At 62.0% G+C, this 22,017-nt stretch carries 19 protein-coding genes; 8 read left to right on the forward strand and 11 right to left on the reverse strand.

The features are described from left to right. Positions 1–49: 49 nt before the first annotated feature. A complete protein-coding gene (gene ppa, locus G7A66_RS11550) occupies positions 50–586 on the reverse strand; it encodes an inorganic diphosphatase (protein ID WP_174295794.1) in 537 nt (178 codons plus the stop codon). Positions 587–713: 127 nt separating this feature from the next. Here ppa and hisS point away from each other — a divergent pair, with 127 nt between their 5' ends. The 6 genes from hisS to metK all read left to right on the forward strand — a co-directional run bounded on the left by hisS (position 714) and on the right by metK (position 7,905). Then, positions 714–1,967: a histidine--tRNA ligase gene (gene hisS, locus G7A66_RS11555; RefSeq protein ID WP_174295795.1), complete on the forward strand. Its 1,254-nt coding sequence runs from the start codon at positions 714–716 to the stop codon at positions 1,965–1,967. Further along, positions 1,964–3,034 (forward strand): peptide chain release factor 1, encoded by a 1,071-nt coding sequence (prfA, locus tag G7A66_RS11560; protein WP_174295796.1) that lies wholly within the window; start codon positions 1,964–1,966, stop codon positions 3,032–3,034. The genes hisS and prfA overlap by 4 nt, the downstream gene beginning before the upstream one ends. Continuing rightward, positions 3,031–3,897, forward strand: a complete 867-nt coding sequence (gene prmC, locus G7A66_RS11565) for a peptide chain release factor N(5)-glutamine methyltransferase (RefSeq protein ID WP_174295797.1) — start codon at positions 3,031–3,033, stop codon at positions 3,895–3,897. The genes prfA and prmC overlap by 4 nt, the downstream gene beginning before the upstream one ends. A gap of 241 nt (positions 3,898–4,138) precedes the next feature. Continuing rightward, entirely contained in the window at positions 4,139–4,969 is an 831-nt protein-coding gene (locus G7A66_RS11570) for a DUF4167 domain-containing protein (protein ID WP_232366828.1), read from the forward strand. A gap of 29 nt (positions 4,970–4,998) precedes the next feature. After that, entirely contained in the window at positions 4,999–6,609 is a 1,611-nt protein-coding gene (gene lnt / locus G7A66_RS11575; RefSeq protein ID WP_332310547.1) for an apolipoprotein N-acyltransferase, read from the forward strand. A 60-nt stretch (positions 6,610–6,669) separates the two neighbouring features. Further along, positions 6,670–7,905, forward strand: coding sequence for a methionine adenosyltransferase (metK, locus tag G7A66_RS11580; RefSeq protein WP_174295799.1), 1,236 nt, complete (start codon positions 6,670–6,672; stop codon positions 7,903–7,905). A 73-nt stretch (positions 7,906–7,978) separates the two neighbouring features. Here metK and G7A66_RS11585 read toward each other — a convergent pair whose 3' ends face one another. Genes G7A66_RS11585 through G7A66_RS11600 form a run of 4 tightly spaced genes read right to left on the reverse strand, consistent with a single transcriptional unit; the run spans position 7,979 to position 10,800 of the window. After that, entirely contained in the window at positions 7,979–8,620 is a 642-nt protein-coding gene (locus tag G7A66_RS11585) for a 3-oxoacid CoA-transferase subunit B (RefSeq protein ID WP_174295800.1), read from the reverse strand. Positions 8,621–8,631: 11 nt separating this feature from the next. Next, positions 8,632–9,474 carry an HAD family hydrolase gene (locus tag G7A66_RS11590; RefSeq protein ID WP_174295801.1) on the reverse strand — a complete coding sequence of 281 codons (843 nt, stop codon included), beginning with the start codon at positions 9,472–9,474 and terminating at the stop codon, positions 8,632–8,634. A gap of 22 nt (positions 9,475–9,496) precedes the next feature. Then, a complete protein-coding gene (locus G7A66_RS11595; protein ID WP_174295802.1) occupies positions 9,497–10,096 on the reverse strand; it encodes a hypothetical protein in 600 nt (199 codons plus the stop codon). Further along, the gene (locus G7A66_RS11600) at positions 10,093–10,800 is read right to left on the reverse strand and encodes a CoA transferase subunit A (RefSeq protein WP_174295803.1); all 708 of its coding nucleotides are present in this window, start codon (positions 10,798–10,800) and stop codon (positions 10,093–10,095) included. The genes G7A66_RS11595 and G7A66_RS11600 overlap by 4 nt, the downstream gene beginning before the upstream one ends. A 541-nt stretch (positions 10,801–11,341) precedes the next feature. On the opposite strand from G7A66_RS11600, the gene G7A66_RS11605 reads away from it, so the two are divergent. Then, positions 11,342–13,651 carry a CDC48 family AAA ATPase gene (locus G7A66_RS11605; protein ID WP_174295804.1) on the forward strand — a complete coding sequence of 770 codons (2,310 nt, stop codon included), beginning with the start codon at positions 11,342–11,344 and terminating at the stop codon, positions 13,649–13,651. 54 nt (positions 13,652–13,705) lie between these two features. Here the strand turns inward: G7A66_RS11605 and G7A66_RS11610 are convergent, their stop codons facing one another. Together G7A66_RS11610 and polA are read right to left on the reverse strand one after the other, a co-directional pair. Then, positions 13,706–14,938, reverse strand: coding sequence for a sensor histidine kinase (locus tag G7A66_RS11610; RefSeq protein ID WP_174295805.1), 1,233 nt, complete (start codon positions 14,936–14,938; stop codon positions 13,706–13,708). A gap of 92 nt (positions 14,939–15,030) precedes the next feature. Continuing rightward, entirely contained in the window at positions 15,031–17,880 is a 2,850-nt protein-coding gene (gene polA / locus G7A66_RS11615; RefSeq protein WP_174295806.1) for a DNA polymerase I, read from the reverse strand. Between the two features lie 227 nt (positions 17,881–18,107). Here polA and G7A66_RS11620 point away from each other — a divergent pair, with 227 nt between their 5' ends. Continuing rightward, a complete protein-coding gene (locus G7A66_RS11620; protein WP_174295807.1) occupies positions 18,108–18,392 on the forward strand; it encodes a hypothetical protein in 285 nt (94 codons plus the stop codon). Positions 18,393–18,500: 108 nt separating this feature from the next. Here G7A66_RS11620 and G7A66_RS11625 read toward each other — a convergent pair whose 3' ends face one another. From G7A66_RS11625 to G7A66_RS11640, 4 genes are all read right to left on the reverse strand, one after another. After that, a complete protein-coding gene (locus tag G7A66_RS11625) occupies positions 18,501–19,526 on the reverse strand; it encodes a serine hydrolase (RefSeq protein ID WP_174295808.1) in 1,026 nt (341 codons plus the stop codon). Between the two features lie 156 nt (positions 19,527–19,682). Next, complete coding sequence (locus G7A66_RS11630; protein ID WP_174295809.1) at positions 19,683–20,090, reverse strand: baeRF12 domain-containing protein; 408 nt, start codon at positions 20,088–20,090, stop codon at positions 19,683–19,685. A 75-nt stretch (positions 20,091–20,165) separates the two neighbouring features. Continuing rightward, on the reverse strand, positions 20,166–21,035 hold the full coding sequence (locus G7A66_RS11635; protein ID WP_174295810.1) for a transglutaminase-like domain-containing protein: 870 nt from the start codon (positions 21,033–21,035) through the stop codon (positions 20,166–20,168). Continuing rightward, complete coding sequence (locus tag G7A66_RS11640; RefSeq protein WP_174295811.1) at positions 21,029–21,970, reverse strand: transglutaminase family protein; 942 nt, start codon at positions 21,968–21,970, stop codon at positions 21,029–21,031. The genes G7A66_RS11635 and G7A66_RS11640 overlap by 7 nt, the downstream gene beginning before the upstream one ends. Positions 21,971–22,017: the final 47 nt, after the last annotated feature.

Raw genomic sequence — 22,017 nt, forward strand, 5'->3', positions numbered from 1 at the left:
GGGAGACGCGGGAGCGTGCCGTCGGCTCCGCTCCCATCCTTTGTCATGATCAGTCCTTGGCGTTCTTCGCCCGGTCGATGGACTCTATCACGATCCGCTTGGCTTCCGCCGCATCGCCCCATTCGCCGACGCGCACCCACTTTTCCTTCTCCAGATCCTTGTAGTGAGTGAAGAAGTGCTCGATCTGTTCGAAGATGATCGAAGGCAGATCCTGCCGTTCGCCCACATCGGTATAATAGGGGAAAGTCGTGTCGACCGGCACGCAGATGAGCTTTTCATCGCCGCCATGCTCGTCTTCCAGCTTCAGCACGCCGATAGGGCGGGCCCGCACCACGCAGCCCGGGATAAAGGGGCTGCGCGCGATGACCAGCGCGTCCAGCGGGTCGCCATCGGGTGAAAGCGTATGCGGGATGAAGCCGTAGTTTGCGGGATAGCGCATCGGCGTATGCAGGATGCGGTCGACGAATAGCGCCCCCGAATCCTTGTCGAATTCATACTTCACCGGTTCGCCGCCCGTCGGGACTTCGATGATGACGTTCAGGCTGTCGGGGACATTATCGCCCGTGGGAATTTTCTCTATCTGCATGCGCCGGGGCCTTAGCGAGCGGTTTTCCCTTCGCCAACAGGATTTTGCCTGCCCTGCAACATCGCCCGGCATCGGATCGCCGCCAAGATTGTTGATAGGCCGCCAATTGCCATTTAAGCGCAAGCCCATGAGCAAGACACCCCAGGCGATACGCGGCACGCAGGACATCTTCGGCGCAGAGGCAGAGGCTTTCGCCCATGTCGTCGCGACGTTCGAGCGCATCCGCAAACTCTACCGCTTCCGCCGGGCGGAGATGCCGGTTTTCGAAAAGACCGAGGTCTTCAGCCGTTCGCTGGGCGAAACGACGGACGTGGTGTCGAAGGAGATGTATTCCTTCGAGGATCGCGGCGGCGAATCCCTGACGCTGCGTCCGGAATTCACCGCCGGCATCGCCCGCGCTTTCCTGACGGACGGCTGGCAGCAGCATGTGCCGCTTAAACTGGCGACGCACGGGCCGCTGTTCCGCTACGAACGTCCGCAGAAGGGCCGCTATCGCCAGTTCCACCAGATCGATGCCGAATGGATCGGATCGGCCGAGCCGCAGGCGGATGTCGAACTGCTGACCATGGCGGATCACTTGCTGAAAGAACTGGGCGTAGCGGACGGTGTTACCCTGCAGCTCAACACGCTGGGTGACGGCACAAGCCGCGAGGCCTGGCGCGTCGCACTCATCGAACATTTCGGCGCTCATCGCTTGGAACTGAGCGAGGATAGCCAGGAGCGGCTGGAGCGGAACCCGTTGCGCATTCTCGACAGCAAGGATCCGCGTGACCAGGCCTTTGTCGGCGATGCACCGAAGATCGACGCGTTCCTTTCTGCCGAAGCGCAGGACTTCTTTGCCGAAGTGACTTCGGGCCTTGATGCTGCCGGTGTGAGCTGGACGCGCAACCAGGCCCTGGTTCGCGGTCTCGATTACTACCGCCACACCGCGTTCGAATTCGTCACCGATCGGCTGGGCGCTCAGGGGACGGTTCTCGGCGGCGGTCGTTACGATGGCCTGATGGAGAGCCTTGGCGGCGCCCCCACTCCGGCGGTCGGCTGGGCTGCAGGTATCGAGCGTCTGGCCATGCTGGTGGAGATGAAAGCTGAGGATTCGGCGGATTGCATCGTCGTGGTCGAAGACGATGCGATGATGGCTCCCGCCTTCGCGGCCCTGCGCAAGATCCGGGGTGCCGGCCTTTCTGCCGATCTCATGGCCAGCGGCAGTCCCCGCAAGCGCTTCGACAAAGCGGTAAAATCGGGCGCGCATTCCATTCTCGCCCTGTCCTCGCGCGATGGTGCCCCGGATTACCGGATCAAGGCTGATCCCGCTGGAACAGCGCGACTGGAAACCGCTCTGGGCGATCTTCTCGCCACCAGGTCCGGCACGGGCGACGCATGACCATTCCCGCCGAGAGGCTGCGCCAGATAACGGACCGCTTTGCCGCCCTGGAAGCGCGCATGGCTAGCGGTACGCTGGAAGGAGAGGAGTTCTCCGCTGCCAGCCGCAACTATGCCGAACTGGAGCCGGTGGCCCAGGTAGCGCGCGAAGTCATGGCGATGCGCGCCGAAATGGAAGAGCTTGTAGCGCTAGGCGACACCGATCCCGAAATGAAGTCTCTGGCAGAGGAGGAACTGACCCGCCTGCGCCGCGCCTTGCCCAAGGCGGAGCGGCAGATGGCGCTGGCCATGCTGCCCCGCGATTCGGCCGATGCACGGCCCGCGATGCTTGAAATTCGCGCCGGTACGGGCGGGGACGAAGCGGCCCTCTTCGCGGCCGATCTGTTCCGGATGTATGAGAAATTCGCGAACGAGCAGGGCTGGCGGGTCGAAACCGTCAGCATGAACGCCAGCGATGTCGGTGGCTTCAAGGAAGTGGTCGCCAACATTCGCGGCAACAATGTCTTCGCCAAGCTGAAATTCGAAAGCGGCGTTCACCGGGTCCAGCGCGTGCCGGTGACGGAAAGCGGTGGGCGTATCCACACCTCTGCCGCGACCGTCGCGGTTCTGCCCGAAGCGGATGAGGTGGACGTCACGATCGAGGACAAGGACCTCAAGATCGACATCTACCGGGCGAGCGGGGCCGGCGGTCAGCATGTGAACACCACCGATTCCGCCGTGCGCCTGACCCACCTGCCGACCGGCCTAGTTGTCATCCAGCAGGACGAACGCAGCCAGCACAAGAATCGGGCCAAGGCTATGCAGGTGCTGCGGACGCGGCTCTACGATCTGAAACGCGCCGAGGCGCATGGAGCCGAGGCCGAGGCACGCCGCGCGATGGTCGGATCGGGCGACCGCAGCGAGCGCATCCGGACCTATAATTTCCCACAGGGGCGGGTAACCGATCACCGCATCGGCCTCACCTTGCACAAACTGCCGGAGATACTCGAAGGCAATGGCCTCGCGGAACTGGTCGATGCACTCACCGCCGAGGATGAGGCGAAGCGGCTCGCCAGCCTGAACGCATGACGGGCGGCGCGGAGCCGGAAGGTGCGATAACTGTCGGATTGGCCCTGCGTCAGGCCGCCGCGATGCTGGTGGCGACATCAGATACGGCGCGTCTCGATGCCGAATTGCTGATGGCGCACGCACTCGGCATGTCACGGTCACGCATGTTGCTGCACGGCATGGCGATGCCTGTTCCGCCTGTCTTCGCCGCTTCCATTGACCGTCGTTTAACGCATGAACCGGTCGCCTACATCATCGGATCGCAGGAATTCTACGGAAGATCCTTCGTGGTTACGCCTGACGTGCTTATCCCGCGCTGCGATAGCGAAAGCGTAGTGGAAGCGGCGCTGGAGGTATTGCCCCCGGAAGCGGCCATCCTAGACTGCGGAACCGGATCGGGCGCCTTGCTGCTGACCCTGTTGTGCGAACGGCCGGGCAGCATTGGAACGGGCGTGGATATCTCCGCTGCGGCCCTGCAGGTCGCCTCTCACAACCGGTCGCGACTGGGCTTGATGGAACGGGCGCGACTGCAACGGCGCAGTTGGGCGGAATCCGGCTGGGCGACCGATCTGGGACGTTTCGATCTGGTCATCGCCAACCCGCCATATGTGGAAGATGGTGCCGACCTCATGCCCGACGTGGCTCTTCACGAGCCTGTTGGCGCCCTGTTCTCAGGGCCAGAGGGGCTGGACGATTACGCATTGCTGATCCCGCAAATGACGGAACTGATGAACCCGGGCGGGGCCTGCGTGCTCGAAATCGGGGCCACTCAGGCGGAGGCGGTGAGCGCACTCGCGCAAGCTGCAGGCTTTACCGCTGTCACGCATAACGATCTTGGCGGACGGCCGCGGGCGCTGGTGTTGCGGCTAGGTGACGCGTGCTGAACATTCCTGCGGGATAGGGCTTGGCAAACGGCACCGTCCTCGCTACTTCAATGGGCAGGGTCAGTGTTTCGGGCATCAGCCGATCCCTGATCCAGCTCCTACATCTGTGAAGTGGACGGCTTGGGGGCCAGCCGGGAAGCAGACGGAGCACCCGCGAAACTGCAAATCAGCACTCGTGGCGATAGGTCATGCAGCCCGATGATATTGTATCTCGATGGCTGGGAACGAGGGAAAACCTCCTTTGAACAATAATCGCAACAACAATCGCCGGCGCGGCCGGAATACCAATCGCCCGCAAGGCGGGGCCAGTGGCAGCCAGGCGAACCGGATCGACAATCGCGCCCGTGGCAATGCACCGCAGATGCTCGACAAGTACAAGAAGCTTGCGCAGGACGCCCAGCATAATGGCGACCGGGTTCAGACCGAATATTACCTGCAGTTCGCAGACCACTATTTCCGGGTGATCGCGGACAACAAGGCCCGTCAGGACGAAGCGCGCGGAAAGCGCGGCGACAGCGATGAAAATCGCGGCGATGGTCGTAACGACAACCGCAGCGATAGCCGTTCCGACAACAGGAACGACAATCGCGGCGACAATCGTAATGACGATGACGAGCAGGATGGCAACGAACGGGACGACCGCGAAATCCGCTCCCGCAATCGCCGCGATAGTGACGATTCCGATCGGGATACGCGCCGCCCCTCGCGTCGGACCCGCAACGATCGTGATGATGACGACGCTGACGACAACAGCGGCAACGGAAATGCGCAGGACAATTCCAGCGACGATGGCGATGATCGTCGGCCACGCCGCCGCACTGCTCGGCGCGATGCAGAAGCGTCCGATGATGCGGAAAATGCCGGCGCCGAAGCGCCTGCCCGGCGCCCGCGTGCCGCGACACGCCGGCCGCGGAAGAAGGCCGATGAGGAGGGCGGTGCGGCAATCGATTCCGCCGCATTGCCGCCGTCCATCGGTTCGGCCGGCGATGCTTCTGCCGAAAGCGACAAGCCGGCACCGCGCCGCCGCCGCAAGGTCGTCGACGAAGGCGAAGCGATGCGCGAAGCAGGCTGACACAGGTTCGCGAAGACAGGACCGGATCCATGGCGGGAACGCCTGCGGCCATGAAAGGCATATTGGCCACGCAGGGACCGGCTATTGCCGACGCCCTGCAAAAGCATCCGCTGATCGCTTCAGCCCTGCTTGGGCTGGTCGCATCATTGGGCTTTCCGCCGCTGCATATCTGGCCAGCCACTCTGCTGGCGACAGGCGCGTTCGCATTTGTCGTACGCTCTGCTCCAACACCGAAAGCTGCCTTTTTTCGGGGATGGGTTTTCGGCGTGTTCCATTTCACGCTGGCCAACAACTGGATCGCGACCGCGTTCACTTTCCAGGCTGAGATGCCGCCGGTTCTGGGCTGGCTGGCGGTCCCGCTGCTGGCGCTTTACCTTGCCGTTTATCCCGCATTGGCCGCAATGGTGGCGCAGTGGCTGGGCGGTTCCATGCGCCGGGAGCCATTCGCCGCGATGCTCGCCGGTTGCTGGATCGTCAGCGAATGGCTGCGCGGACACGTTTTCACAGGATATGCGTGGGATCCGCTGGGCCTGATCTTTCTGGGTGGCTGGGACAGGCCGGGCATCGCCGCTGTCCTCCCGTGGATGGGCACCTATGCGCTCTCAGGCCTGGTCGTGCTTGCAGGCGGCATGCTCGGGGCACTTGCGGCGCAGAAGCGGTGGTTGCCTTTCGCTGCCGTCGCTCTTGTGATCGTGGCGGGTATGTTCTGGCCGTCCGGGAAGGGCGTCGAAGGGCAAATGCCCTTCACTCTCGTGCAACCGAACCTGAAACAGAGCGAGATCAACGATCCCACAAAGTATGAGGCGCAATTCGCCACGCTGGCCAATTTGACCGCGCCAAGGTTCCGCGACGGGCGCCGCGTCGTGCTTTGGCCCGAATCAGGTGTGCCGGATTATCTTCGCCCGGGTTATCCGCAACGTTATTACGACCAGACGACGGCAGGTGGTGATCCCGATTTCGCCCGCCGCCGAATTGCGCAAGTCATGGGGCCGGAAGGGGTATTGCTGACCGGTGCCGTTGATCTTGAAATAGAATCCGGACGAGCGGTCGCCGCCTACAATAAGGTGACCGCTCTTGGTGATGATGGCGAGATCGTGGGCAGCTACAGCAAGGCGCATCTGGTGCCCTATGGCGAATATCTTGCACTACGCTGGTTGCTCGAACCCCTTGGCGCATCGCGGCTGGTGGCAGGGTCGCTCGACTTCTTGCCCGGCCCCGGCCCGCAAACCGTCGATCTTGGCGCATGGGGCGAAGCAGGCGTACAGATCTGTTACGAGATAATCTTTTCGGGGCAGACCGTCGATCCCGACAATCGGCCAGACTACATCTTCAATCCTTCCAATGACGGCTGGTTCGGCACCTGGGGGCCTCCCCAGCATCTGGCGCAGGCGCGTATTCGCGCGATAGAGGAAGGCCTCCCAGTACTGCGTGCCACCACCACCGGCATCAGCGCCGTCATCGATGCTCGCGGCGTGGTGCGTCAGCATATCGGGCAGGGTGTGGCAGCGCGGATCGATGGCACCATACCGCCCGCACATTCGCCGACGCTGTTTGCGCGGTTGCAAAACTGGTTGGCATTCATCTGGGCGCTGTCGTTCATCGGTTCGGCCGTGCTTGCGCATCGCAAGTGGCCTGTCTAGGAATTCGCGCCAGATATCGCCTGTCCGGGCTCCGTTCATTCCCCCTGAGGAATTCATTGCATGCGATCCAACTATCTCTTCACCTCCGAAAGCGTATCCGAAGGCCATCCTGACAAGGTTTCGGACCAGATTTCCGATGCAATCGTCGATTTGATGCTGTCGAAGGACCCGGAGTCGCGTGTGGCGTGCGAGACACTGACGACGACCGACAGAATCGTTCTGGCGGGGGAAATCCGCTGCATGCCGATGTATGACGAAAGCCGATCAGACTGGGCAGATAACGATTACTGGGCACCGGGCGCGGGTGAGGAGATGGAGAAACTGGTTCGGCAGGTCGTTCGTGACATCGGCTATGAACAGAATGGCTTCCACTGGCAGACGCTGACTTTCGAAAATCATCTGCACGGCCAATCGAGCGAGATCGCGCAGGGCGTCGATGCCAGTGGCAACAAGGATGAAGGTGCCGGCGACCAGGGCATCATGTTCGGTTTCGCCTGTAACGAAACGCCCGACCTGATGCCGGCAACCCTGGATTACAGCCACAAGATCCTGCACCGGATGGCGCAGGACCGGAAATCGGGGGCGGCTCCTTTCCTCGAGCCCGACAGCAAGAGTCAGGTGACCTTGCGCTTCAAGGATGGGAAGCCCGTCGCCTGCACTGCGGTCGTGGTATCCACCCAGCACGGCAAGGGCTATCACGAGGGTGAAAAAGAAGCCGAACTGAAGAACTACGTGAAGAGTGTCGTCGCCGACATTCTTCCGAAGGGCCTGCTGTCGGACCATACCGTCTACCACATCAATCCAACCGGCGCGTTCGAGATCGGCGGGCCCGATGGCGACGCCGGTCTGACGGGGCGCAAGATCATCGTCGACACCTATGGCGGCGCAGCCCCGCACGGCGGCGGCGCGTTTTCGGGGAAGGACCCGACGAAGGTTGACCGTTCCGCCGCCTACATCACGCGCTATCTCGCGAAGAACATCGTCGCGGCAGGGCTGGCGACGCGTTGCACGATACAGCTCGCCTATGCGATTGGCGTCAGCGAGCCCCTCTCGCTATATGTCGACACGCATGGCACCGGTTCTGTGGCAGACGAAAAGCTGGAGGAGGCGATCCGGTCCTTGTCCAAGCTCGGCGGAATGACCCCGCGTGGCATCCGGATGCACCTTGGCCTCAACAAGCCGATCTACCGGCAGAGCGCCGCCTATGGGCACTTCGGTCGTGCGGCCGAAGGCGACGCATTCCCCTGGGAGCGGACCGATCTGGTGGATGATCTGAAAGCAGCCGTAAACGGCTAGAACTATCCCTGCGAAAGCGAAAGGCCCGCTCTGATGGCGGGCCTTTCTACTCATTCGCCAGGCTGAAGGGTCTTCAGACTTCGGCAACGTAATGGGCAGTCGTCTGTGCGGCGACCTCGTCGGCAGTGACGCCGGGTGCAAGTTCGACAAGAGCGAACGGGCTGTCGTGGTCCGGCCGGCGGAACACGCCGAGATTGGTGATGACCATGTCCACGACACCGGTTCCCGTCAGCGGCAACGTGCAGGACGGAATGAACTTCGCACTTCCGTCCTTGGCGGCATGGTCCATCACCACGATGATCTTCTTCACGCCGGCGACGAGATCCATCGCGCCACCCATGCCCTTGATCATCTTGCCCGGGATCATCCAATTGGCGATGTCGCCATTCTCGGCCACTTCCATCGCGCCCAGGACCGTCAGGTCGATATGCCCGCCGCGGATCATGCCGAAGCTGGTGGCGCTGTCGAAATAGGCGGAATGGGGCAATTCGCTGATCGTCTGCTTGCCAGCATTGATCAGGTCTGCGTCTTCTTCGCCCTCATAGGGAAACGGACCAATGCCGAGCATGCCGTTCTCGCTCTGCAATGTCACCTGCATGCCATCGGGAATATGGTTCGCCACCAGCGTCGGTATGCCGATACCCAGATTGACATAGAAACCGTCTTCCAGTTCCTGTGCGGCGCGGGCGGCCATTTCGTCTCTTGTCCACGGCATGCGATTGTCCTTCAGTCGAGCGGAGGGGGAGTAAGAAACCAGCGCGTTCCCAGCAAGGGGTCGGCAGCGGTGGGAGTGTTCGGGTCTCGCAGATAGTCGAACATCTCGTCGAAATCGCGGCGGCTGTCGCCAGCAATTGCCACAAGACAGTGAGTAGCGGCCAGATCCTGCCGGCGGGTCTGCTTGCGAACGTCGGGATAGCGCATGAGCAGGATCGGATCGCGCCTTTGCGGGTCCAGACCGCTTTCGCGCAAGACACGGCGAATGTCGCCGGCCGCGCCTGCGCCTTGCTCGGAGATCCAGAATACATCCATGCCTTGTGCTCGCAAGGAAGCCAGAGCTTGCGCTAGCCCGGCAGCGGCGGCAGGAGCAACGCCTGTGTCCAGAACCCCGCCGTCCGGGTCCAGATCGATCAGAACGGCCGGAGGATGATCGGAACACAGTTTGGTATCTGCCGACATACCGCCCGCCTCAGCCAACAGCGCCGACTTGCGATTCGGGCCGTCCTGACCCTTCGCAAAGGCCGAAGCAGCGCGATGAAAATCATGAAAGCCGCCAAACTCCGGGGCGGAAACGTCCGGCGATGGTGCGGGCAGAACGTCGATTGGCAAGACCTCAATCGTGGTACCGCCGGTTGCTTCATCGATACCCGATCCTTGCCTGACCGCCTCCAGAGCCCGCTGCGTCCGAGGTTCCTGCGCCGGGGCAGACTCCTCACTGCCGCCGCCTGCGATCCTTGCTGAGCTTGCGAGGGCACCACCCGCAGCGAGAGGGACAAGCGCCGCGACACAGCCGCTCAGGCATGTGGTCGCGGCAACGAGCAAGGCGAGGTGTAACGGGCGGCCGGCGCGCATCGCGGGTCAGTCGATCATCAGCTCAGTTCTGCGTTGAACCTGCCGGAGCAGGCATGAGGCCGCAGAAAATGCTGCCGTCTTGTGCAGCCTTCATGATTTCGGCCTGTCTTGCAGCCTGACCGATCTGCTCCAGATCCATGTCCGGCGTCGCCTCCGACAATTTTGCGAGAAGATCTACGCCGGTAGATTCCAGCAAGGGGGCGGCTTCAGCCTGCATTTGCCCGCCGACGATCTCGGCATATGGCGCCAGAGTCAAGGCAGCGGCCTGCAAATCCTGGCTTGTCGCCTGAACCAACACATCGACAGGCACATTGTCCCGATGTGCCGCTCGCAATTTTGCGGACCATTCCGGCAGATTGTTGGTGACCGTGGCCTCGAAGATCGGGACAAAACGCTCGCAATGGGCGGCAACACCGCTCGCGACCAAAGACTGCCCGACCGTATTGGTCCGCAAGGCGACCATCAGCAGCATGCCCTTGAGTTGTTCCTCGGGCAGGGTAACTGCATCCAGCGCCTCATCGGTCACAACAGGAGCTGCCTCTTGAGCGAGAGCAGCAGTTTGCCCGGCCATGCCGCCCGCAACCAGGGCGAGCGCTGCAGCGAAGCCCGTCGCGCGTGTCATGCCGCTTCCCTTGGCCGAGTCGTGACAAACTCGATCTGCTTGTCGTACGGCGCGCCGACAATCATGCGCTGCACGTAGACGCCAGGCAGGTGGATGCAATCGGGGTCCAGATCGCCGTTCGCGACCACCTCCTCGACTTCCACCACGCATACCTTGCCGCAGGTCGCGGCGGGCATGTTGAAGTTGCGCGCGGTCTTGCGGAACACCAGATTGCCGCTTCCATCCGCCTTCCATGCCTTCACGATGGCCAGATCGGCGAAGATGCCATGTTCCAGCAGGTAATCCTCTCCGCCGAAATTTTTCACCTCCTTGCCGTCCGCAACGCTCGTTCCGACGCCTGTCTTGGTATAGAAGCCCGGAATGCCCGCGCCGCCGGCCCGCATCCGTTCCGCAAGCGTGCCCTGCGGGCAGAATTCGACCTCGAGTTCCCCAGCCAGATACTGGCGTTCGAATTCCTTGTTCTCACCGACATAGGATGAGATCATCTTGCCAACCTGCCTAGTCCGCAGCAGCTTGCCGATACCTTCATTGTCGATCCCGGCATTGTTGCTGGCGAATGTCAGATTTTTCACGCCGCTGTCGCGGATCGCGTCCAGCAAACGCTCGGGAATGCCGCAGAGGCCGAAGCCGCCAGAGGCGATCAGCATGCCATCGGTGAGCAGGCCGTCGAGCGCGGCGGCGGCATCGGGATAGAGCTTGTTCATCGAAGTCTCCGATAGAAATTCGCCGCATCCTCTAAGCTGTGAGGGCGCCGCTGTCACCCTCACCCGTTTGCGCCGCAGCTTCGCATCTTGTGTGCCGACCCGCTTCAATGCTGCACCGCATCATGGTTCCGGTTATAAGTTCGGCGAACAAACCACGGACGCTCAATAACCGTCTGTCTATCCTAAACTATTTAAGGACTTGCATGTTTTGCAACCTGCAATGAGTATTTCGCACTTGCGAGATAGTGAGGGTGGGCGCATATAGGACGGGCCTTTTCAGGCATCCTCTCCCAAGACTTACAAGGCCCGGCCGGTTCAACCTGCCGGGCTTTTTTTCGCTAGCCATCCGCGTGTCGTCGGGAGTCGGACAGCCGCAGGAACGGCCGGTTTCCATCGCGTACCGCGCATGATCCGCTCGCTGGCGCAGCGCCTGTCATCGCTTTGCCGGGCACTCCCCCAGCTTTCGACCATTTGCAACTATACACCGCGCTTCCTAGCTAGGCTGTGCAATCGGATATTTCAGACGAAAGAGAGCATGCGGATGGCTGATGCGGACACGGCGATAGACAGGAATACGGCGAGGCTGCAGGTGGCAGCGGCGCGGCAGGAGGAAAGCGGTCAGGGGATCGCCCGCATGCCGAGGTCGGCGTTCCAGTCGCTGGGCATCACCGAAGGCGACGTGGTCGAAATTACCGGCAAGCGGACAACCGCTGCCATCGCGATGCCCGCCTATGACGAGGATCAGGCGCTCGACGTGATCCGCCTCGACGGCTTGCAGCGCGGCAATGCGGAAACCGGATCGGGCGAACATGTCCATGTTGCAGTCGCGGAATCGCGCCCTGCAACGCGTGTCGTCTTCGCGCCCGCACAGCGCGAGATGCGCCTGCAGGGGCCGACCCAGGCGCTCAAACGCAATTTCTTCCGCAAGCCGCTGGTCGCGGGCGACCTTGTCGCCACGACGGGTCAGCAGCCGGTGCAGAACATGCCGCCCGAAGTGCGCCGGATGTTCAACACGCCCGCTTATTCGCTGACCCAGATACGCCTCACGGTCGTCTCGACCAGTCCCAAGGGCATCGTCCACATCGACGAGAATACCGAGGTGGAACTGCGCGCCGAGTTCGAGGAACCGCAGGGCGGCCGCGCCATCGTCAATTACGACGATGTCGGCGGAATGTCCGACACGATCCAGCAATTGCGCGAGATGGTCGAACTGCCGCTGCGTTATCCTGAATTGTTCACCCGCCTCGGTGTCGATCCGCCGAAGGGCGTGTTGCTGCACGGCCCGCCGGGAACCGGCAAGACGCGGCTGGCGCAGGCTGTTGCCAATGAAAGCGACGCCGCGTTCTTCATCATCAACGGCCCTGAAATCATGGGTTCGGGCTATGGCGAAAGCGAAAAGCGCCTGCGTGAGGTGTTCGAGGAAGCGACGAAGTCCTCGCCCGCAATCGTCTTCATCGATGAGATCGATTCCATCGCGCCCAAGCGCAATCAGGTCCCGGGTGAGGCCGAGAAGCGCCTCGTCGCGCAGTTGCTCACCCTGATGGACGGGCTGGAGGCACGCTCCAATCTCGTGGTCATTGCCGCTACGAATCGGCCGGACGCCATAGACGAAGCTCTGCGCCGCCCGGGCCGTTTCGACCGCGAAATCGTGATCGGCGTGCCGGACGAGACCGGCAGGCGTGAGATCCTGGCGATCCACACGCGCGGCATGCCGCTGGGCGACAAGGTCGATCTGAAAGAATTGTCGCGCACCACGCATGGGTTCGTCGGAGCCGACCTTGCGGCACTGGCGCGAGAGGCAGCGATCGACGCGGTTCGCCGCATCATGCCCCGGCTCGATCTGGACGAACGGACCATCCCGCCCGAGGTTCTGGAGGACCTGCAGGTTACGCGGGAGGATTTCCTCAGCGCGTTGAAGCGGGTGCAGCCATCCGCCATGCGCGAAGTCATGGTTCAGGTGCCCAATGTCGGCTGGGACGATGTCGGCGGCCTTTCCGAAGCGACGGAAAAGCTGAAGGAGGGCATCGAACTTCCTCTGAAGCATCCCGATGCTTTCGAGCGGCTGGGCATCCGCCCGGCCAAGGGGTTCCTCCTTTATGGGCCCCCCGGAACCGGCAAGACGCTACTGGCAAAGGCCGTGGCAAAGGAGGCCGAGGCCAATTTCATCTCGATGAAGAGCAGCGACCTGCTGTCGAAATGGTATGGCGAAAGCGAGCAGCAGATCGCCCGGATGTTCGCCCGCGCCCGGTCGGTAAGCCCCTGCGTCGTCTTCATCGACGAGATCGACAGCCTCGTGCCGGCGCGCGGGTCTGGCGCAGGCGATTCGCAGGTGACGGGCCGGGTGGTGAACACCATTCTCGCCGAAATGGACGGGCTTGAAGAACTTCAGTCGGTGATCGTCATCGGTGCTACCAATCGACCGACTCTCGTCGATCCGGCGCTGCTTCGTCCCGGCCGGTTCGACGAGTTGATCTATGTCGGCACGCCTGATCGTGGCGGAAGGGAGCGTATCCTGAACATCCATGCCGGCAACATGCCGCTGGCCGATGATGTCGACCTGTCCCGCATTGCAGGCGAAACCGAGCGTTTCACCGGTGCCGATCTCGAGGACGTCGTCCGCCGCGCCGGCCTCAACGCCCTGCGCCGCGCAGGAAACGAAGTGCAGCAGGTGACCGGTGCTGACTTCACCGAAGCGCTCGGAGATTCACGCGCGACCGTTACCGAGAGGATGGAGCAGGAATACAAGAAGATGCGCGGGGAACTGAAAAAGCGCGCTGCCGAAGCGATGCCCATCGGCTTTCTGCATGAAGGCATGGTCGAACCGACCCGCGAGCGCAAACACGGCGGTTGAGTTCGCAGTGAAACAGACGGGCGGGGTCGCGGCTCCGCCCATCCTGTAGCTGCATCAATCGGCCAGCGGAAATATGATCTCGACCCGGGCGCCTTCTTTCGTGAACTGACGATCGATCGTACCGCGAAGCTGCCGCGCGGCGCTGGTCATCAGCATGCTGCCAAAACCCTGCCGAGCCGGTTCCTCATCTTCACCGGCGCAGTTTTCGCGCCACTCCACGATGACGTCCTGTCCCGAGATCGACCACACGACATCCAGATGGCCGCCGCTTGCCCAGCAGCCATATTTGACCGCATTGGTGGTCAATTCATGCAGCACGAGGCCCAGCGGCGTCACCTGCTGGGCTGCCAGGGTAATCTGCGGGCCCTCGAGGCGGGCTGGCTGCCTTGTCGATCGGTAGGGTGCGAGCGTGGTCTCGATCAGCGCTTCCAGCGATGCCACCGGTCTTTCCAGCGTTCCCTGCGTGACTTCATGCGCTTTCAACAAGGCGCGGATCCGTTCGCCGATGCGATCGACCACTTCCTTCGCCTCGGGCCGGTCGCGTCCGCTCATCTGCACGATGGCGAGAATTACGGCGAACAGGTTCTTGACCCTGTGGTTCAGTTCTTTTGCGAGGAGATCCGCCTGGTCCCGAGCCTCTCCCAGCGCTGCCGCTTGTGCAGCCTCCGATTCGGCGCGGATATTGCGGGTGATGAGGATGTAACCGAATATGATCGCCACGATCATGACGACCAGCAACCCGGCCAGCATTTGTAACACCCGCCCCTCGAACCGGGCAGTTTCACTGATGGCTTCCGCAAGCAGATAGTTCTCGATGTCTTCGATTTCGCGGAACGAGCGGCGAAGGCGGTTCATGGCCTCCTGCCCTTCATCCGTCAGAACGCGCCGCCGCGCCTCCGTCGATTCGCGCCCGTCCAGCAGTTCGACTACGTCCTGCATCTCGGCAAATCTGGCTTCCGAGAGGTTTTCGATCTCGTCCATCAGCGCCATCTGCCGCGGGGTTGCATCCGCGCTGATCCTTGTCCGCAAGCGTTCCAGCGAGGGTCGGTATCTATCCCGCCCGGCGAAGTACGGTGCGAGATAGCGCTGATCGAGCGTGATCATGTAGCCGCGCTGACCGGTTTCGGCATTCAGGACGGCGCGGTTGAGAATATTGAGTTCGGTCAGCACTCCCGCCGTATCACGGACCTGCTCGCGTTCCCGGCGCTCGGCCTCGATCGTCTGAAATACGAAATAGAGGCTGACAAGCAGGGAAGCCGCGACAATGGCGAAAAGCACAAGGTTCACGATGCGTGTTCGGCTCGGTAGCCGTCCTGCCCCTGTAGGACGTGCGGCAATCGTATCGCTGCCAGGGGCGCCGGCTTCGACCCGATCAGGGTTCAGTGCGCTGCTCCCCAACTCGGCCCGGTCCCGATGTCGATGCCCAGCGGCACGTCCAGCTTGATCGCGGGCAGGGCGGCTTCGGCCATTACCCGTTCGATGATCGGCCGCGCCGCGTCGGCATCCGCTTCCGGAACTTCGAACACCAGTTCGTCATGCACCTGCAGCAACATCCTGATGCCGCCATCTTCCCGCGCCAGTCCGGCATCGCGCAACGCTGGCATCATGCGAACCATCGCGCGCTTGATGATATCGGCGCTGGTGCCCTGAATGGGGGCGTTCACCGCAGCCCGCTCGGATCCGGCACGCTCGTTCGGGTTCTTGGACGAGATCCGCGGAAACCAGGTTTTCCTGCCGAACAGCGTTTCGGAATAGCCGTTCTCGCGCACCTGCTCCAGGGTGCGGACGATGTAGCGCTGGATGCCCGGGAACCGTTCGAAATAGCGGTCGATCATCGCCTGTGCCTCATCCGGCTCGACTTCAAGCCGGCCTGCGAGGCCCCAGCGCGATATGCCGTAGAGGATGGCGAAATTGATGGTCTTGGCCTGCGCACGGGTGTCCCGCGTGACTTCGCCAAACATCTCCTCCGCCGTCCTTGCGTGGATGTCCTGTCCTTGCTCGAACGCTTCTTTGAGAGCGGGAACATCGGCCATATGCGCCGCGAGTCGCAGCTCGATTTGTGAATAGTCCGCCGCCAGCAGCACATGGCCGGGTTCCGCAACAAAGGCTTCGCGGATCTGCCGCCCGATCTCGGTGCGGATGGGGATGTTCTGCAGATTGGGGTCAGTCGACGACAGCCGTCCCGTCTGCGCGCCGACTAGCGAATAGCAGGTATGCACCCGGCCGGTCTGCGGGTTGATGGCGGCCTGCAAAGCGTCTGTATAGGTGGATTTCAGTTTTGCCAGCTGCCGCCATTCGAGCACCTTGCCCGGCATTTCGGCCCCTTGTGCAGCGAGCTTCTCCAGCATCGTCTGATCGGTGGAATACTGGCCGCTCTTGCCTTTCCGCCCGCCCTTGTAGCCCATCTTGTCGAACAGGATGTCACCCAGCTGCTTGGGGCTGCCAATGGTGAATTCCTGACCCGCGATCTCGTGGATCTGCGTTTCCAGCTTCGTCAGTTCGGCTGCGAATTCGTCAGACAGTCCGGCCAGACGCGCGCGGTCCACCTTGATCCCTTCGCGCTCCATCGCAGCGACGACGGGAATCAGCGGGCGGTCGATCCTCTCGTAGACGCGCGTTCCGCGCTCGGTTGCAAGGCGCGGTTTGAGGGTGCGATACAGGCGCAGCGTGACGTCGGCATCCTCCGCCGCATATTCGGTGGCCTTGTCGAGCGGCACCTCGCCGAAGGGAATGGCCTTTTTGCCGCTGCCGCAGATATCCTTGAAGGTGAGTGTGGTGTGACCGAGGTGGCGCTGCGCCAGTTCGTCCATGCCGTGCCCGCCGCCGATCCCGTCGAGCGAGCGTCCGGCATCAAGAGCGAAGCTCGTGATCATCGTATCCTCGAGAGGGCCAACGGCGATGCCGTTCCGGGCAAGGATGTTGATGTCATATTTGATGTTCTGACCGATTTTCAGCACGGCATCGCTGGTCAGAAGCGGCTCCAGCGCAGTAAGTGCCTTGGCCTTGTCGATCTGCTTCGGCCTGTCGGAAAGCAGATCCGTGCCGCCGTGGCCGAGCGGTATGTAGCAGGCATCGTTCGGACCCAGCGCCATGCTGATTCCGGTGAGTTCCGCCTCCATCGCATCCAGCGCGCTGGTCTCGGTGTCGATCGCCACTTCCCGGGCAGCAAAGGCACGCTCGATCCAGACTTGCAGCGTTTCCATGTCCTGCACGCAGACGTATGCCGACCGGTCGACCGGCGGCATCTCGGGCGCAGGCTGACTTGCGCCTTCCTGGACGTCCTTACCCTTCGGGCTGCGTTTCGCCGGGTCCAGATCGGTTCGCCTGCCTGGGCTGCCCGACCCTGCATCCAGACGTTTCAGCAGGCTGAAGAAACCATGCACCTCGAGAAATTTCGCCAACGGCTCGTGTGGAACGCCATCCAGGGCAAATTTCTCCAGCGGAACTGGCAGTTCGCAATCTTCCTTCAGGGTGACGAGAACCCGGCTGAGTTCCGCCATTTCGCGCCCTTCCAGCAGGCGCTCCTTCAGCTTGGAAGCCTTCATGTCCGGTGCGGCATCGAGCGCACCTGTCAGGGTTCCATGTTCCTGAATCAGCTTGGTCGCCGTTTTCGGGCCGACTCCGAAGATCCCGGGAATGTTGTCGACCGAATCACCCATAAGGGCGAGCACGTCGCCAACCAGCTCGGGCGCGACGCCGAATTTCTCCTCCACTTCTTCCGGCCCGATGCGCTGGTTCTTCATGGTGTCGAGCATGTCGATACAGCCGCCGCCGGTCCCGCATTTGCCGACGAGCTGCATCAGGTCCTTGTCAGAAGAAACGATCGTGACATCCCAGCCCTGCCGCGTCGCTGCACGAGCATAGGAAGCTATAATGTCGTCGGCCTCGAGCCCGTCTTCCTCGATACAGGCGAGGCTGAAGGCGCGGGTCGCATCGCGGATGAGCGGGAATTGCGGCACGAGGTCTTCCGGCGGCGGCGGCCGGTGCGCCTTGTAATCGGGATAGATGTCGTTGCGGAACGACGTGCTGCCCTTGTCGAGTATGACCGCCAGATGGGTTGGTCCCGATGCCTTGTCGAGGTCTTCGGCCAGCTTCCACAGCATGGTGGTATAGCCATACACCGCGCCTACCGGCGTGCCTTCCGGATTGGTCAGCGGCGGCAGCCGGTGATACGCGCGAAAAATATAGGCCGATCCGTCGACCAGATAGAGATGCTGCTTGTCCGCCATGCCTTCGCTTTAGCAGGGGACCGGGCGCAATCCAGCGGCATTTGCCACGGCCATGTTCAGCCAAGAGGCCTGAAAAATGCTAAAAAAAGGCAAAATGAGGCGCAATGTGACGATTTGCCCTTGCGCTGCCACAAACTCGCCATTATTTGAACATCACGAGGCCTGCTTTCGGGTTTCGCCAGCGCCTCTCCCACAGGTGGAGCGCTTGCTAATCAAGGATTTATTCTATGCGTAAGATCATTTTCGCCGCTGCTGCTGCCGGTGCCGCTCTGTCGCTCTCCGCTTGCTCGGAAGGCACGGAAGAATCCGCTGAACTGACCACCGAAAACGCAATGGCCGATACCGAAGCCAATGTCGAAGCTCTCGGTGCGGAAACCGAAGCACTCGGCACCGAAGCTGCCATGGAAACCGAAGCCGCTGTTGACGGCGTCGCCATGGAAGCCGACACGGCCGCTGCTGAAGTCGAAGGCGACCTGCAGAACGAAACCACTGCCGAAGCGCAGATGGACTGATCGTTCGAACTCGTTTCGAATTGGAAAGGGCGGTGCCAATGGCACCGCCCTTTTTCTTTGCTCAGCAGAAATCCGGAAGCCGGGCGTAATGGCCGCCCGGTCCGCCGATCAATAAGCTGCGGTAACCCAGTTCCGTCCGTCCGACTTGGCATAGCCGTCGTAAAGCGCCCGGGCGATCTCTGCGATCTTGCTTTCGCGCGCAGGCCGCGATCCCTGGCCCGTGACATAGATGGCGAGGGCGATTGCACGCCCGTCCGGGGTATGAATGATGCCGATGTCGCTGGAGGTGTTGTTCAACGAGCCTGTCTTGTGCTTCACCTGCGCGGAAGCGGGCAGCAGAGCAGGGATACGGCGCTTGCCTGTGCGGCACCGCTCCATTGCGCCGAGAATGACCCGGCGGCTTGAATTGTTCAGCCAGCGGCCCTGATAAAGGCCTGCCAGCAGTTTCGTCATCGTCGCCGGAGTGGCGCTGTCGCGGATGTCGACGGCTTTGGCAGGATCGATCTCCCCATCGTCTCGCACGAGAGTCGCGATGTCGCGGGTCAGGTTGAAGCCGTCGAGACCGGCCCTGCGTGCCCAGTCATTCACCTTTGCCGGGCCGCCGACCGCTGCCAGCAGGGCATCGGTTGCCGGATTGCTGCTACGCGTGATCATGATCTCGATGAGTTCCGAGGCCGCCATGCTCTGACCGCGGGTCACAGGGGCGACATCGCTCGAAAAAGCACGCGAGCGGACCGGGATCATGAGCGGAAAGCGGCTGTTCAGTGACCAGCGGCCTTGCTCCACCCCTTCCATAAAGGTTGCAGCGATCGCGATCTTGCTGGTGCTGGCCATGGGGAAGCTCTGATCACCAAGGATCGAAATCTGCTGGCCGGACGCTAGATCCACTGCCGCCACACCGATCCTGCCGTCCTGCCCATCGGCAATCGCGGCGATTTGCCGTTCGAATGGCGAATCATACCCGGCGGTGAAATCGCGCGGGGCGCGCTGTTCGGTGCCCAGAGTGGTATCGAACATCGCTTCGAGATTGACAGACGCGACGCGCTCCCGCGCCTGCGTCGCTGAGATTCCGGTCAGCGAGGCAGTGCCCAGTGCGAGTGCACCGAGCATGTTGGTGATTGTCTTCATTTTCATGCGCTTACCCTACCGCCCTCATGGTTTGCATTTCCTTAACAGAAGCAAAGGCTATCCCGGCAATGTGGCACGCAAAGGGCTGGCGCGGCAAGATGTTCCATGATCGGGACGAAATCGATCACCGCGCCAGTCGTAATCCTGATGTCGGCAAGTGACCTATTCGGCGCTGATCGCCTTCTCGATGCGATCGGTCGTTTCGCCTGTCATGGTCTTGGCGATTTCGCCGCACAGCCTGTTCTTCAATTCGACATGGTAGTGCCGCCGCATTTCACCCAAGGTCTTGGGGTCGGCGATGACGAGCAGGTCGTCGATGTCGCCGGCAATAGCCTTTGCATTCAACCATTCGGCCGCGGCCGCACCATGCGCAAGCTCGTTCAGATCGGTCGCTCCGGTCTGCTGGCTCGATTCGTCCTGATGCTTCACGCCGGCGCTGAAATTCGTGACTTCGAGCGAGGGCTTGGCTTCGTGCTGCAGTTTGGGTTCGAAGGGTTGTCCGTGATTGCGCATGACGAGGAAGCGTTCGCCATCGACGATTGCGACATGGGCCTTGTGCGGCAATTTCATAAATTGGGGTCTCCGTCTGTTATGATACTGTTGCGACAACGGACGTACCTGCGAAATGTGCCGGAACTGCGCCGGTCAGGCAGTCTCGCGGGCAGATTGGGATAGCGCCGTTTCACTTGGCGAACGGGTCAGGTCGGTGCCTGCGACCTCGTCGGTGTGCACTTCGAACCTGGCGAGCCGGGCCGAGCCGAAGGCGGTCGTCAATGCGGCATCCGTGGCATCACGCCCTCTCGCCATGACAATGCGCGCGATCCGCGGCGTGTTGTGCCGCGCATCGAAAGTGTACCACCGGCCATCCAGCCAGGCTTCGAACCAGGCGGAAAAATCCATGTGCGCGTCGATGGGATCGATACCGATGTCGCCGAGGTAGCCGGTGCAATAGCGCGCGGGAATGTTCGCGGCGCGGCAGAGGGTGATCGCCAGATGAGCGAAGTCGCGGCAGACCCCGTAGCGTTCGTCGAAAGCCGATCGGGCGGTATGGTCGGTGCTGGCCTTCATGTAATCGAACCTGATGCGTTCATGGGCCGCATCGACCAGCGCCTGTACCCGCGCCCAGCCGGGTTCGGCCTTGCGCGCGATCTCCCATGATTCATTTGCCAGTTTCGATACTTCGCAATAGCGGCTTGCCAGCAGGAACGGCAAAACCTCGTCGGGGAGATCCTCGATGTTCTGCTGCACGGCATCGGGGTTCACTTCATCGGGGGTGCCGGTATCTTCGATGACGAAATCGGTGCGCAAGGTAATGCCGCCCGCCGGTATGATCAGGCGCGTGGCGACATTGCCGAAATTATCGATGAAGGTGCGATGCGGGACGTGCGGATCGGTCTGCAACACTTCGGGCGTGCGCAGGTCCTTTTGCCGTTCGGGCCGGACGTGCAGCAGGGCAAGCAGCGGCACCTCCGTATCTGTCTCGAAGCTGATGTCGAAGCCGGTGCGGATCAGCATGCGGCAGTTTCCTCGGTCGCATGGGCCGTGATCTGGCCGGTGGGATCAGTACCGCCAGTTGAAGCGACAAGATGCTTGATCTCGACCTCGACCTCCATGTCGATCTGGCTGCCCCGGACGCCCCGCCAGGTCCCCGACAAAGGCGTCGCCTGCACAGGATCGCGGGCCACGGCTACGCGGACCAGCCCCTGATTTCCGACAATGCCATTGGTCGGGTCGAATTCGATCCAGCCGGAACCCGGCAGGAAGACGCGCAGCCACGCGTGGGTGGAATGGCCACCGATCCGCGCATCCGCTTCGCTCGGCTGATAGAGATAGCCCGAAACGAAGCGCGCAGCGAAGCCCAGCGCCCGTACCGCTTCCATCATCAGGACGGCATAATCGCGGCAGGTTCCGCTGCGCGACTTCAGAGTGGTCGACGGTGGCTGAATGCCTTTGTCCTCGCGCCTGTTGTAATCGAACTCCGCCTTTATGCTGCGGGTCATCCCCGTCAGCAGGTCCAGAGTATCGGTACCGCCATCGGATTTGAGGAAGGACCGCGCCCAGCTGTCGAGCTTCCGGTCCTGATCGGGGTATTTGCGCTCGATTGATCGCAGCAGGTCGGGCATATCCTCCGCCGAATAGGTGAACGGATAGCGCGCTGCATAGGGTTCAACGGCGATTTCTTCAGGCGCGGTCGGCCGGTGGTCGACCTCTGCATGCCCGCGTATCTCCAGCATATCTGCGCGCTTGTCGAAACAGGCTATGGCGACGGCGTTGCCGAATACGTCCTGCAGCCAGCGCTGGGACGAGGGCGCCGGATCGATTTGCAGCGACGCGATGAGCAGTCGCTGGTCGTAACTTTCACGCGGGCGCACCAGGATGCGATGCTCGCCGAAAGCCACGTCCCGGCGGTAACGATAACGGGTTACATGATTGATCGAGACGGTCGGCATCGGCTGGGCAAGATCCTCCGGCCACTCAACCTTTACGGGCTGCAAAC

The sequence above is a fragment of the Alteripontixanthobacter muriae genome (genome assembly GCF_013336795.1).
Taxonomy (GTDB): domain Bacteria; phylum Pseudomonadota; class Alphaproteobacteria; order Sphingomonadales; family Sphingomonadaceae; genus Pseudopontixanthobacter; species Pseudopontixanthobacter muriae.